Here is a 12,499-nt window from a genome sequence, read left to right as displayed (position 1 = left end):
ATGCAGCACACCAATATGACCCCCGCCACCGAGTCGCGCCCCTGGTGGCGTTACGGCCATGTGTGGTTGGTGATTGCAGGACCGGTTCTGGTGGTGGTGGCTTCGTTTATCACAGCCTATCTGGCCATCGTGGGCCAGGACCCGGTGGTGGACGAAGACTATTACCGCAAGGGCCTGGCCATCAACAAGACGCTGAGTGACAACCCGGCCAGCCTGGCGCCCGCCAAAGAGGCCCGCAACCATGCCGCTACCGGTGTGAAGGCACCCCAGTAAACCGCCATGTTGCAGCAACGCCTGATGTGGGTTGTGTGGCCCGCCTTTTTGATGGCCGGTGTGCTAGAGGTGCTGGTTTTTGCCATGGTAGACCCGCAAGACATCCATTGGTTTGGTGCCCCACTGGAGTGGTCACGCCAGGCGATTTACACCGCCGCTTTTTTTGTGTTCTGGGCCATCACCGCGGTGTCAGGCGGACTGACGGTGCTGCTGGCCATGTCGTCGCCCGAGGTGAACGATTAGCAGTCGGCCCGGGCGCTCACGATATTGCGCAGTGCATCACCATTGATGATGCGGATCTGGCGCTGCTTCACTTCGATGATGCCGTCTTCAACAAACTTGGAGAAGGTGCGGCTGACGGTTTCGAGCTTCAGGCCCATATAACTGCCGATTTCTTCGCGTGTCATACGCAGCACCAGCTCGGACTGTGAAAACCCCCGCGCATGCAGCCGCTGCATCAGGTTGAGCAGGAAGGCGGCTAGGCGTTCTTCGGCCCGCATGCTGCCCAACAGCAGCATGACGCCGTTCTCACGGACGATTTCACGGCTCATGATCTTGTGCACATGGTGCTGCAGCGCATTCACCTCGCGTGAGAGTTCTTCTATGCGGTCAAAGGGCATGACGCAGACCTCGGCGTCTTCCAGCGCGACCGAATCACAGGTATGCACATCGTTGACGATACCGTCCAGGCCAATCACTTCACCGGCCATCTGAAAGCCCGTCACCTGGTCGCGGCCGTCTTCGGTGGTGACACAGGTTTTGAAAAAGCCGGTGCGAATGGCATACAGGCTGGTGAACTTTTCGCCATTGCGAAACAGCGTACCTCCACGTTTGACCTTGCGCCGGCTGGCCACCACTTCGTCGATGCGGTCCAGCTCGGACTGGCTTAGCCCCATGGGCATGCACAACTCACGCAAATTGCAGTTGGAGCATGCAATTTTGATGGAATGTGCCGCTATTCCGATGGTCGGTTTGGCTTTCGTATCGGTGCGGCTCGGTGTCGATGGCGGGGTGTGGTCAAGCATGGGGTGCAAAGAGGTGCGGATTCGGTCCAGTTTACTCACATTCGAAGTCTTTGATGCAAATCAAGCTGTCACAGGCGATTTTCCCGCACAGTGCGGGCCATATGTTCAGGAGTTTTGTATGACGTTCGCCGCTGAAACCGTATCAGACGAGATGCTGAAAAGGTTTGACGTGCCCGGCCCACGTTACACCTCGTACCCCACGGCTGACCGTTTTGTGGAGGCCTTTGGGGCTGAAGACTATGGGCGGGCCTTGGACCAGCGGCGCAGCGGGGTGGTAGCGCGGCCCATGCCCTTGTCGGTTTATGTGCACATCCCGTTTTGTGAGTCCCTGTGTTACTACTGTGCCTGCAACAAGATCATCACCAAGCACCACGACCGTGCCGCGCCCTACCTGCGGTATTTGAGCCGCGAGGTAGACCTGCACACCGAGCGCCTGGGCGTGGGGCAGACCATCAGCCAATTGCACCTGGGCGGGGGGAGCCCCACGTTTCTGAACGACGCCGAGCTGGGCGAGTTGATGGCCATGCTGCGCCGCAGCTTTACCCTGGCACCTGGGGGCGAGTACTCCATAGAGGTAGACCCCCGCACGGTGGACGCAGCCCGCCTCGATACCCTGGCCGCGCTGGGCTTTAACCGGCTCAGTTTTGGTGTGCAGGACTTTGACCCCGCGGTGCAAAAAGCCGTGCACCGGGTGCAACCGGCGGAGCAGGTGTTTGCGCTGGTAGAGGCCGCACGGGCGCGGGGGTTTGAGTCCATCAATGTGGACCTGATCTACGGCCTGCCGCGCCAAAGCCCCGAGTCGTTTGACCGCACCCTGGCCCAGGTCAACGCCCTGCGCCCGGACCGCATTGCGCTGTACGCCTATGCCCACCTGCCCGAGCGTTTCAAGCCGCAGCGGCGTATTGCGATTGTGGAGTTGCCCAGCGGCGGTGCCAAAGTGTCCATGTTGTCGCGTTCGCTGGAGGCCTTTCGCAAGGCCGGTTATGTGTATGTGGGCATGGACCACTTTGCCTTGCCGGACGATGCCCTGGCCGTGGCCAAGCGCCAGGGGCGGCTGCACCGCAACTTCCAGGGTTACAGCACCCAGCCCGATTGCGACCTGATCGGCCTGGGCGTGTCGGCCATTGGCCGCATAGGCGCCACCTACAGCCAAAACGCCAAGACCATGGAGGAGTATTGCGATTTTCTGGACCAGGGACGTTTCCCCGTGGTACGTGGCCTGGCGCTGACACGTGATGACCTGGTGCGCCGCTGCGTCATCATGGCCCTGATGTGCCAGGGGCAACTGGATTTTGATGCCGTTGAAGCGGCCCACTTGCTGGATTTTCGGAGCTACTTCGCCAAGGAGCTGGAAGAGTTGAAGCCGCTGGCAGACCAGGGGCTGGTCCAAATCGATGCGTCCGGCATCGAGGTGACGCCACAGGGATGGTTTTTTGTGCGTGCCGTGGCCATGGTGTTTGACCGATACTTGCAGTCGGACCGTACGCGGGCCCGCTTTTCAAAAATCATCTAACAGCACTGCATGCAATCATCCCTGGCGCTCACCGCCTTGCTGATGGGCCTGGTGGGCGGCCCGCATTGCGTCGCCATGTGTGGCGCCGCCTGCGCGGGCATTGGCCAGGCGGCCGGCCCGCGCAAGCAATCGGCACTATTGCTCTTCCAGGTGGGGCGCATAGCAGGTTATTCGGTACTGGGTGGTCTGGCGGCTGCGTCGTTACAAGGCCTGGGCTGGTTGGCCGTGCAGTCTGCCGCGCTGCGCCCAGTGTGGTCGCTGTTCCATGTGGCGGCTTTTGTGCTGGGTATGGTGCTGCTGGTGCAGGCGCGCCAGCCGGTGTGGCTGGAGCAGGGGGCACGCAAGGTCTGGGCACGCGCACGGTCTTTTGCCGGCACGGGTGGCGCGGGTGCGCCCCTACTGCTGGGTAGCCTGTGGGCGCTGTTGCCCTGCGGTTTGCTGTATTCGGCGGTGATGGTCGCAGCGCTGGCGGGTAGCGTGGCGGGCGGAGCCATGGTCATGGCGCTGTTTGCGCTGGGTACCAGCGTCACCCTGTTTTTGGGGCCCGTGCTCTGGCTGCGCCTGCGTGGCTCGCCCGCACACCCTGGCAGCGGGCAGTGGGGTGTGCGCCTGGCAGGCGTGGCGCTGGCAGCCAGTTCGGGCTGGGCCTTATGGATGGCCCTGGCGCATAACACCGCGCCATGGTGTGTGGTGCCGTAGCCCCAGCGTGCTCTACATGTGCGCGTCGCGCACCGAGGCTTCCAGCTCACCAAAGGCCTCTTCCACATACACACCCAGGCGCTCCAGGTTGGGTAGTTCGTCTGTCGCAATCAGGCCAAAGAACAGATCACCCGCATAACTGAACAGCGTGATGTTCAGCAGATTGCTGGGTGGCAGCGTGCTGATGGGGTGCATCTCTTCCATGCGGGCACCCTTGATGTACAGGTGTTCCTTGGGGCCGGGCACGTTGGACACCAGCGTGTTGCCCATGGGTGGCATCTTGTTGCTGAGCTTGAGTGTCTCGGCAATCTGGGCCACCAGGCCGGTGATGATGGTGTAGGACTCAATGGCCTCTGGCGCCACGCTGTCGACCATGGTGCGCACATTGCGCAGGCTGTAGCCAATGTTGCGCAGGCGCACATAGGGGTCGTCTGTGGGGGGAGACAGCTCCACCTGGATGATGCCGATCTTGTTGCCCGCCGTTTTCTCGCCCTCTTTGCGCAGGTTGACGGGCATCTGGATCGTGATGGGGCGGCGCAACTCCACACCCTGGTCTTGCAGGTAGCGGCGCAGCGCGCCGTCCAGGCAGGTCAGCGCAATGTGGTTGAGGGTAGAGCGGGTGCGGGTGCGGATGGCGTTGACCCGCTCCATGGACACACCGGCGGTGGCGAACTGGCGGCCGGATGTGACCTGGCCCGTCAATGGCGTTTTGGCGCTGGAGACAAAGGGCAGGGCGATGGCGTTTTTGGTCAACTTCACACTTTCCAGCAGCAGCATGGCGGCCAGGCGACCAATGCCCAGGAAGCGCCGGGTGTTGCCGGTCACCTCTTTCCAGGTCATCTGCAACAGCTCCTGCTTGGCCCGGGCGCTGCGGCTGCCGCCGTGGCCGCCGTGTTTTTGCGTCCATACCGGGACCTGGTCCATGTCGGTGGGGGAGGTGGAATAACACTCGGCCGTCCAGCGCGCCATGGTCACACCATCGGCATAGGCGTGGTGCATCTTCTGGTACAGCGCAAACTTGCCGTCTGGCAGGCCGTCAATCACATGCACCTCCCACAGCGGGCGGCTGCGGTCCAACATGGGAGTGTGCAGCTGGGACACAAAGGCGTACAGCGCGGCACGGTCGTTGGCGCCCTTGGGCATGGTGTGGAAGAACACGTGTTGCGACATGTCCAGCTTCTCGATCGGCTGCCAGTAGGGCCAGGAGCCCATCGTGAACTGGATCACCCGGTTGAACGGCGGCTTGACATCACTGGCGGCCAGGTATTCCTTGAACAGGTTTTTGGCAAACGCGGGCGTGGACTTGGGTGGGCGTTTGAAGATCAGCAAACCGGCTACGTGTTTGGGGCTGGCCTCGGTCTCTGCGATGAAAAAACCAAGGTCGAGTAGGGACAGTTTGCTCATGTTTTATGTTCTTTGCTAGGGCCGTTGTGCTTAATTCTTTGGCAAGAACAGGTTAAGGCCTGGGTGCCTGTGCGCACTGTAGGCGATGCGCTGGCTTCGGTCAATTTGGCGGTGCGATATTAGTGAGGGGTCCCGGTCGAAGGGTTGCCGACCAACCTTTCTGGAGCTTGGGCCATAAAGACCTTACTACTGTGCCTCTGCTAGACTGCGATTGCACTGAATACGGTGCTAAAGGGATGAGAACTCCAATGGCAATTGCGCCCGCGACCGCTACAGGCCATATAGCAGTCCTCGACGATGAGGCCGACATTACGCTGCTGCTGGCCAACTACCTGAAACCCCACGGCTATCGGGTTACCCAACTGCACAATGGCCGCGCGCTGATGGACCTTATGCGCTCGGATCCACCTATCTTGGTGCTCCTGGACCTGGGTTTGCCTGGCGAGGACGGTTTTTCCATCGCGCGCCAGTTGCGCGAGCATTGGCGCTGTGGACTGGTTATTGTTACTGGCCGTGGCGATGCAGTTGACAAAGTGGTTGGATTGGAGGTCGGCGCGGACGACTACGTTACAAAGCCCTTCGATTTGCGCGAATTGTTGGCACGTATCAAGGCGGTCTTGCGGCGCATGACCCCTGCCGAACAATCTACACCCAGCGCTGCAGGTACTGCACTGAGCTTCGCTGGCTGGGAGCTGGACACTGCAGCACGTCGGTTGCTCGACCCGCATCGTCAACATGTACCGCTGACTACCGGCGAATTCGAACTGCTGTGTGCCTTTGCCAAGAGCCCAGGGCGTGTATTGTCCCGAGACTTTCTTTTGGAGCAAACGCGAGGCCGTGAAGCCGCTCCATTTGACCGCACGATCGACGTCCAGATTGGACGACTGCGCAAGAAACTCGAGAGTGACCCCGAAGACCCGCAAATCCTGAAGTCTGTACGTGGCGCAGGCTACATCTTCGTACCATTGGTAACCCATGTCTGAAGAGGCCGAACTACCGGATGATCACTTCGCGCCGCGCGACTTTCTCTCCGGTGCGGACGAAAACAGCGTGTTCCGATCGCTGTTTCTCGCTTACCCGGACGCATTGCTACTCGTAAACCAGTCGGGAGTTATCGTGTTGGCCAACCCTTCTGCTGCGAAGCTGTTGGGGTATGGTGTGCAGGAGTTACAAGGTATGCCAGTGGACGCACTGGTGCCAGACAGTATTCGCCCAAGGCACGCCGCCTACCGGGAGGCCTATGGCAGTTCGCCGAGGCAAAGGCCCATGGGTACACAAATGGACCTTGTGGCGCGGTGCAAGAATGGCAGCGAGGTAATGGTCGAGATTGCGCTGAGTCCTCTGCAGAGCCATGGTCTGCCGTTCGTTGTTGCGGCCATTCGCGACATCGGTGCCTACCCTCGCGTCAAGCAGGCCTTGCAGCGGGCTCGTTACAGCGAGCACCTGGCCCAACTGGGGCGTCTTGCGGTCGATACGCGCGACCCGCAGGTACTGCTCGACCAGGTACCAGTGATCGCCGCCGCCGCGTTGCAGGTAGAAGTGGCCAGGGTTTTCCTGCTAGAGCCCAACCGACTGGAATTCCGCATTGCCAGCGGTATAGGCCAATTGCCCGGGGAAGAGGTTGGGTCGCTGATTGCCAATCGGCCCGACACGCCACCCGGATACGTATTGAACTGTGGGCAGACGGTTGTGGTGCAAGACTATCGCACCGAGCAACGATTTACGGTGCCGCCTACCTATCTGGAGGCCAGCTTAGTCAGCGCGCTGGCCGTACCGCTGTCGGACCGCGGGCGCGTGATTGGTGCGCTGGCCGTGCGTTCGCGAGAGGGCAAACGATTCGACAGCGACGAAATGCGCTTTCTGGAGTCGTTGTCAAATCTGCTAGCTACCAGTTTGCAGCGGGCCCAATCTGAAGATGCCCTCAACCATGCTCAGCGGCTGGAAAGTGTTGGCCAGTTGACAGGTGGCATAGCGCACGATTTCAATAATTTGCTCACCGTGATACAAGGCAACCTCCAGGTTCTGGAAGAATTGCCCGCCCTGGATGGAGACGCATTCGGCCAGCAACTGGTAAGTGCCGCTACACGTGCCAGCAAACGAGGGGCAGAACTTACCGCTAAGCTCTTGGCGTTTTCCCGTCGCCAAGTCTTGCAACCTTCTTCCGTGGATGTGGGCGCGCTGTTGGGCTCGCTGGCGGGCATGCTGCGCAGAACCTTGGACCAGCGCATACGCATCGAGGTGGGCGTGATGCCAGATTGTCCGGCGGTGCAGGCCGATCCTGGACAGCTCGAAGCTGCGCTACTCAATATTGCGATCAATGCGCGCGATGCCATGCCCGACGGTGGGTTGCTGCGTTTCTCGGCACGGGTCTGCGAAGTTCCCTCTGCCGCGGTCCGTAGCGAGCTGGAGGACGGCCAAAACCGCACATTTGTAGCGATATGCGTGACAGATACAGGTTGCGGTATGCCTGATGCAGTGCGCGACCGCGCCTTTGAGCCTTTTTTTACCACCAAGGAGGCTGGCCGGGGTACCGGATTGGGGTTGAGCACGGTTTATGGATTCGCGAAACAGTCGCATGGCGCCGTAGCGATGGACAGCACTCCCAGTCAAGGCACCATGGTCACTCTGTTTCTACCGCGCCCCAACCAAGGCGTGGGCCACCCGGTCGTGCTGGCGGAAAGCGTGGATGTGGAGGTTCCAAAAGGGCTTCGGGTTCTCTTGGTCGAGGACGACCATGAAGTGCGTGAAGTGGTGCACGCCTTTCTTGTCGCCTTGGGCTGCGCCGTGACCGAGGCGGTCAATGCAGAGCAGGCATTGTTGCTACTGACTCCTGAGGCCGATCATGCTTTGTTGGTTAGCGATATCGCATTGGGCACCGGTATGCGCGGAACCGAACTGGCGTTGCTCGCCCAAAGGCGATTTCCAGGACTGGGCGTGTTGCTGATGTCTGGGTTCTCGTCTGAGTTGCTGGACGCAGACAGAGACTCCCCGCACGAATGGGAACTGCTGCGCAAACCCTATAGCCGTGAGGAATTGGCTGGCGCCATTGTCCGCGTGTTGGCTATCCGCAAATCGGCTTGAGTCCGCGCGGTCCGCGGCTGACTCAGTGCAGAGCTGTGCTGGTTGGGGGCGTCAGGTAGCTTTGCACAAAGGTCGTCAACGCATCGATCTCCGGGATGTGGATGTCGCGACGTCCTTTTTCGGTAAATCCGATCAATTTGCTGCGTGCCAAGCGGGTCAGTGAGCGACTCACGGTTTCTATGGTCATGCCCAGGTAGTTGCCAATGTCCGCGCGCGTCAGGCGCAAGGTGAACTGGTCGGTACGCATGCCACTGCGCCCAAGGCAATGCACCCAGTACCGCAAAAAGTCGGCAACGCGCGCATCGGCCGGTAGTGTGCAGACCGAGATCAACGAGTCGCGGTCGCGCGCAATTTCTCGGCTCATGGCCTCATGCAGCACTGACAACAGTTTGATATGGCGTGCACAGGCAGCCATTAGCGCGTCGTAACCGATGACCCAGACCTCACCGGTGTCCAGTGCTACCGCGTCGCAGACGAAGCGGCCGTTGGCAATGCCGTCAAAGCCCATCCAGTCGCCGCGGAACTTGAGACCAACAACCTGCTCGCGTCCGTCTGCAGTCTGGTTGACGATTTTGCAGAAGCCGGAGTTCAGTACGTACAGATTGCCAAAACCATCGCCCGCTTTGTATACGGCTTCGCCGGGCCGGACGATACGCCGCTGCGGCTCCAGCACTTCAAGTAGCAGGTTGAGTACTTCGACGATGTGTTGGCTGGTGCGGCCGTCAAATTCTGTATGTGACTTAGCCGGCCTGCACGCGATGATCGGGGCACGGGTTGCAATGGGGGCGGGTGAGTAGTTCAACATGGTCGTCTCCAGATCAGTCAATGGTGTGGCGCGATGGACTGAATGTTGAACGGGTGCAGAAAATGCAGTAACAATGCCATGCATCGGTTGGTAACACTGTGTGAACCGTGTGTATCAAACCAACAGCGGTGTGCGTTGACCGCCTTTCGTTTGACCTAGGTCAATAGCGAACTAGGCAGTTTGGCTACTCTTGGCAGTACGCCACTTTGCACGATCTGTAGTCGCTCCGCCATGCCCTTTCTGCCTACGCTTTGCACGCCCTCCTCAGAGCGGTCGATGTCGCCAGAGGAGAAAAATGCTGTCTTGGAAAACCTCCGCATCATGGGCAGCGCCGCGAAGAAAGGAATGCTGGCGGGCCTATTGAAAGGCCGCAGGCTGGCTTTGCTGTCCGAATTCACCGGTGATTACCCCGCAGTCATTGGGGAGGAGTTTCAGTTGTTTGAGCTTGCGGCCACGCAAATGGGTGCGCAGGTTGCCCATATACGCCCTGGGCTGACCCAATCCAGCACTGCACAAGAAGTGGAAAGCACCGCGCGGATGCTCGGCCAACTTTACGACGCACTGGATTGCGGTGGCATGGACGTGGAGCTGGTTCAGCAAATCGCCTTGTATGCAGGCATACCCGTGTTTCAAGGCCTGGCGTCTGCCCAACACCGTACTGCCGCTCTTGCAGCGGCGTTGTCGGAGCGGACTGGCAGCGGACTTCCGGACGACGCGCGGCGCCGCGTTGTACAGGCAGTGCTTCTGGGAACTTTGGTTTAGATGCAGTGAGCAGCTGTGCTGCACAACGTAGGGTGTTTCAAACACCTCAAGGCTGTTCCCACCGGTTGTTATATACGGTCACGACTGGCTTGTTAACAAAGATCAAAGCGCCTGCGCGCACTCTTCTGCATCTTGGACCTCACTCTTCCATTGCTCAGGTACCCTTTACTTGCCAACCTACCATGCCGTCGTCTGGATTGATCACGAAAAAGCAATCGTCTCCATCTCAGTCGCTACTTGGGCAACTTCCTTCCACGGCGCTTCCGTGTGCCAGCGGGCCGTCCAGTCCTTGAATTCGTGAGAGGGCATAGGGCGGGCAATGCCGTAGCCTTGTGCCAAATGGCACCCGATAGAAAGAAGGGCAGCACCGTGCGCCTTGGTTTCTACGCCCTCTGCAATTACCTTACGCCCGAAGGCACGGGCCAGTTGCACTACAGCCTGCACGATGCCTCTGTCGTCGTCATCGGTAAGCATGTCTCGCACAAAACTTTGATCGATTTTTAACTCGTCCACCGGCAGGCGGCGAAGGTAGGACAGCGAAGAGTAGCCTGTGCCAAAGTCGTCCAACGAGAAGTGCACACCCAATTGTTTGCAGCATTCAACCAGGGCCACCGCCTGGTCCATGTCGTTGAGCGCTGCGGTCTCCAGCACCTCCAACTCGAAGTTGGCTGGTGGCAGGTTGGGGTGGCGTTGCAGTGCTAGTTTCAGTTGCTCGCAAAAATCAGGATGCAGCAAGTGGTGGGCGCTGATGTTGACGCTGACCCGCAAGTTCAGTCCCTGCAAGTACCACTGCTCGGCCTGGGTCAATGCTGCCTCGATGACCCACTGGCCTATGGGCTGTTCCAAGCTGCTTCCGTTGATATGGTCAATGAAAGCTGCTGGGGACAGAACACCCTTTTCGGGGTGTGCCCAGCGAATCAGTGCCTCTGCTCCGACTACGCGACCGTTCAACAGATCCACCTTCGGCTGGTAGTACAGCACAAACTCGCCAGCTTGTAGGGCGTTCTGCAAGACATGCAACATCTTGCTATGTTGCTGTGCGCGTCGGTCGCTGTCGGAGTCAAACAGATGGTAGCGATTGCGCCCTGATTCCTTGGCTATGTACATGGCTTTGTCGGCATGGCGCAGCAGCGAATCGGTGTCTGCCTCGTCCTGTGGGTATAGCGTCACACCGAGGCTGGCTGTAACGCTGACGCTGATGCCCGCTTGCGGCAAATCTACCGGTGTGGCAACCGCCAGCAGCATACGGTCCAACGCCTGGCTGCAGGCTTCGGGAGACTCCATGTTTGCAAGCAATAGCACAAACTCGTCGCCACCCACTCGTGCCAGTATGTCCTCTGCGCGTAGCTCCTGCGCCAGATTCCGGGTCACACCGACTAGAAGTGCGTCACCGGCTGCGTGACCATATTGGTCGTTGATGCCCTTGAACCCATCCAGATCCAGAAAGCACACCGCTAACATGCGCTTGTTGCTCACATCACTGCGCAAAGCTTGCTCCAATCTGTCGACCAACAGGCGACGATTTGGCAAGCCGGTGAGGGGATCGTAGTGGGCAATACGGTTCAATTGCTCATCATGCTCTTTGTACTTGCTGATATCTGTGAATGAGCCCACATAGTTTTGAACCGAACCATCAGGACCGCGGACCGCAGAGATCGACAGGAACTCTGAATACAGTTCACCGTTCTTTCGGCGATTACAGATTTCCCCGCGCCAGAAGCCTTGATCATGGATGGCGGTCCACATGCTGCGAAAGAACGCTGCGTCATGCTGCCCTGATGACAACATGTGGGGTTGCTGTCCCAACACTTCCTCGGCAGCGTAACCCGTAATGCGGCAGAAGGCTGGGTTGACCTTGACAATCCGCTTCTGCGGGTTGACCACCAAAATTCCCTCCTGGCTACCCTCAAATACGGTTGTGGCGATTTGTTGCGCGATCTCGGCCTTCTTGCGCTCCGTGATGTCGCGCGATATGCCGAACAGACCTCTAACCTGTCCTTGCTTGTCTACTACGGGCCCTTTGGTGACGTGGAAGACGTGTTCCTGACCGTCAGGGAAGGGCAGAGACTCTTCATGGGTCTGGGTCATCGCGCGTTGCATGATGGCACGGTCACTGGCCATGAGTTCCTGGGCATTGGGCGAGGGGAAAAGATGGGTGTCGTCTTTATCAAGGATATCGCGCGGCGCCATTTTCATCATGCGCGCCCCTGCGCCATTGATCAGCAGGTAGCGTCCTTGAAGGTCCTTGACGAATACCACATCAGACGTGCCGGAGACTACGGCGTTCAGGAGTTCCTCGTTCTCATGGGCTTTGATTTGTGCACGGCGGCGCAACTCGCTCAGGAAGCTGACTACAACGCCATTGAGCACCAGCAGGGCCAGCGCTAGCGCGTCGCGCCCGTCCATGGTGCGCAGGCCGTGCGGCACCGGATCAACGATGGTAGAGCCGACTGCAGCCACTGCGGTGGCTAACAAGCCCGGCAGAAGCCCGCCAAGCAATGCACTGAGGATGACAGGCAGAACCAGCAAGATCAACAGAGGGTGGTCAGTGCTGCCGACCGACTGTCGCACCAACAGCATGGTTAATGGCAACCCCACTGCCAGGAAATAGTTGGTTACATTGGGGCCTTTGATTGGGCCATGACTGTGCGCCACATGGGAGAGAACGGATCCCCCGTTTGCGGTTGGCAGCGTGGAAACAATCCGCAATGCGATGCGCAACATGGCGGTGGTGGCAAGCACAAAAAACATACCCTTTACGGTAGATAGCCAAACCATGGAGTGCACATCAATAAGATTTGACAGCAACTTGTCGGACAGGAATATCCATGCCATGGCCAGCACAAAATACCCCGCTGTGCTGTACAGGATGAAACGTGCTCGGGGACTATCAGGCATGAGTTTGGGTACTGGTTTCATGACGCGCTTGACACGTAT

General features: G+C 59.2%; 11 protein-coding genes. 7 read left to right on the top strand and 4 right to left on the bottom strand.

The window, feature by feature from the left end; all coding sequences use genetic code 11:
• Together HZ993_RS04865 and HZ993_RS04860 are read left to right on the top strand one after the other, a co-directional pair.
• Window positions 1-273 carry a FixH family protein gene (locus HZ993_RS04865; RefSeq protein ID WP_209396138.1) on the top strand — a complete coding sequence of 91 codons (273 nt, stop codon included), beginning with the start codon at window positions 1-3 and terminating at the stop codon, window positions 271-273.
• A 6-nt stretch (window positions 274-279) separates the two neighbouring features.
• A complete protein-coding gene (locus HZ993_RS04860) occupies window positions 280-516 on the top strand; it encodes a hypothetical protein (RefSeq protein ID WP_209396137.1) in 237 nt (78 codons plus the stop codon).
• Here the strand turns inward: HZ993_RS04860 and fnr are convergent.
• On the bottom strand, window positions 513-1,298 hold the full coding sequence (gene fnr, locus HZ993_RS04855; protein ID WP_371816962.1) for a fumarate/nitrate reduction transcriptional regulator Fnr: 786 nt from the start codon (window positions 1,296-1,298) through the stop codon (window positions 513-515). The genes HZ993_RS04860 and fnr overlap by 4 nt on opposite strands.
• A gap of 118 nt (window positions 1,299-1,416) precedes the next feature.
• On the opposite strand from fnr, the gene hemN reads away from it, so the two are divergent.
• Both hemN and HZ993_RS04845 read left to right on the top strand, forming a co-directional pair.
• Window positions 1,417-2,811, top strand: a complete 1,395-nt coding sequence (hemN, locus tag HZ993_RS04850; RefSeq protein ID WP_209396136.1) for an oxygen-independent coproporphyrinogen III oxidase — start codon at window positions 1,417-1,419, stop codon at window positions 2,809-2,811.
• Window positions 2,812-2,820: 9 nt separating this feature from the next.
• Window positions 2,821-3,510, top strand: coding sequence for a sulfite exporter TauE/SafE family protein (locus HZ993_RS04845; protein WP_209396135.1), 690 nt, complete (start codon window positions 2,821-2,823; stop codon window positions 3,508-3,510).
• A gap of 12 nt (window positions 3,511-3,522) precedes the next feature.
• Here HZ993_RS04845 and HZ993_RS04840 read toward each other — a convergent pair whose 3' ends face one another.
• Window positions 3,523-4,914 carry a wax ester/triacylglycerol synthase family O-acyltransferase gene (locus tag HZ993_RS04840; RefSeq protein ID WP_209396134.1) on the bottom strand — a complete coding sequence of 464 codons (1,392 nt, stop codon included), beginning with the start codon at window positions 4,912-4,914 and terminating at the stop codon, window positions 3,523-3,525.
• Between the two features lie 248 nt (window positions 4,915-5,162).
• On the opposite strand from HZ993_RS04840, the gene HZ993_RS04835 reads away from it, so the two are divergent.
• Both HZ993_RS04835 and HZ993_RS04830 read left to right on the top strand, forming a co-directional pair.
• A complete protein-coding gene (locus HZ993_RS04835) occupies window positions 5,163-5,897 on the top strand; it encodes a winged helix-turn-helix domain-containing protein (RefSeq protein ID WP_209396133.1) in 735 nt (244 codons plus the stop codon).
• On the top strand, window positions 5,890-7,995 hold the full coding sequence (locus tag HZ993_RS04830; RefSeq protein ID WP_209396132.1) for a PAS domain S-box protein: 2,106 nt from the start codon (window positions 5,890-5,892) through the stop codon (window positions 7,993-7,995). The genes HZ993_RS04835 and HZ993_RS04830 overlap by 8 nt, the downstream gene beginning before the upstream one ends.
• A 22-nt stretch (window positions 7,996-8,017) precedes the next feature.
• On the opposite strand, the gene HZ993_RS04825 is transcribed toward HZ993_RS04830, so the two are convergent.
• Window positions 8,018-8,800, bottom strand: coding sequence for a Crp/Fnr family transcriptional regulator (locus HZ993_RS04825; protein ID WP_209396131.1), 783 nt, complete (start codon window positions 8,798-8,800; stop codon window positions 8,018-8,020).
• A gap of 231 nt (window positions 8,801-9,031) precedes the next feature.
• On the opposite strand from HZ993_RS04825, the gene HZ993_RS04820 reads away from it, so the two are divergent.
• Window positions 9,032-9,562, top strand: coding sequence for an ornithine carbamoyltransferase (locus tag HZ993_RS04820; protein WP_209396130.1), 531 nt, complete (start codon window positions 9,032-9,034; stop codon window positions 9,560-9,562).
• 201 nt (window positions 9,563-9,763) lie between these two features.
• Here the strand turns inward: HZ993_RS04820 and HZ993_RS04815 are convergent, their stop codons facing one another.
• Window positions 9,764-12,481, bottom strand: a complete 2,718-nt coding sequence (locus HZ993_RS04815; protein WP_245213823.1) for a bifunctional diguanylate cyclase/phosphodiesterase — start codon at window positions 12,479-12,481, stop codon at window positions 9,764-9,766.
• Between the last annotated feature and the right edge of the window lie 18 nt (window positions 12,482-12,499).

The sequence above is a fragment of the Rhodoferax sp. AJA081-3 genome, assembly GCF_017798165.1.
Classification (GTDB): Bacteria; Pseudomonadota; Gammaproteobacteria; order Burkholderiales; family Burkholderiaceae_C; genus Allorhodoferax.
Note: the sequence above shows the minus strand (reverse complement) of the source record. Positions and strands in the feature narration are given on the sequence as shown.

What these genes read in the sequence shown, in the direction of transcription:
- HZ993_RS04865 (WP_209396138.1), top strand. Translation starts at nt 1, where the DNA reads ATGCAGCACACCAATATGACCCCCGCCACCGAGTCGCGCCCCTGGTGG.
- HZ993_RS04860 (WP_209396137.1), top strand. Translation starts at nt 280, where the DNA reads ATGTTGCAGCAACGCCTGATGTGGGTTGTGTGGCCCGCCTTTTTGATG.
- fnr (WP_371816962.1), bottom strand. Translation starts at nt 1,298, where the DNA reads ATGCTTGACCACACCCCGCCATCGACACCGAGCCGCACCGATACGAAA.
- hemN (WP_209396136.1), top strand. Translation starts at nt 1,417, where the DNA reads ATGACGTTCGCCGCTGAAACCGTATCAGACGAGATGCTGAAAAGGTTT.
- HZ993_RS04845 (WP_209396135.1), top strand. Translation starts at nt 2,821, where the DNA reads ATGCAATCATCCCTGGCGCTCACCGCCTTGCTGATGGGCCTGGTGGGC.
- HZ993_RS04840 (WP_209396134.1), bottom strand. Translation starts at nt 4,914, where the DNA reads ATGAGCAAACTGTCCCTACTCGACCTTGGTTTTTTCATCGCAGAGACC.
- HZ993_RS04835 (WP_209396133.1), top strand. Translation starts at nt 5,163, where the DNA reads ATGGCAATTGCGCCCGCGACCGCTACAGGCCATATAGCAGTCCTCGAC.
- HZ993_RS04830 (WP_209396132.1), top strand. Translation starts at nt 5,890, where the DNA reads ATGTCTGAAGAGGCCGAACTACCGGATGATCACTTCGCGCCGCGCGAC.
- HZ993_RS04825 (WP_209396131.1), bottom strand. Translation starts at nt 8,800, where the DNA reads ATGTTGAACTACTCACCCGCCCCCATTGCAACCCGTGCCCCGATCATC.
- HZ993_RS04820 (WP_209396130.1), top strand. Translation starts at nt 9,032, where the DNA reads ATGCCCTTTCTGCCTACGCTTTGCACGCCCTCCTCAGAGCGGTCGATG.
- HZ993_RS04815 (WP_245213823.1), bottom strand. Translation starts at nt 12,481, where the DNA reads ATGAAACCAGTACCCAAACTCATGCCTGATAGTCCCCGAGCACGTTTC.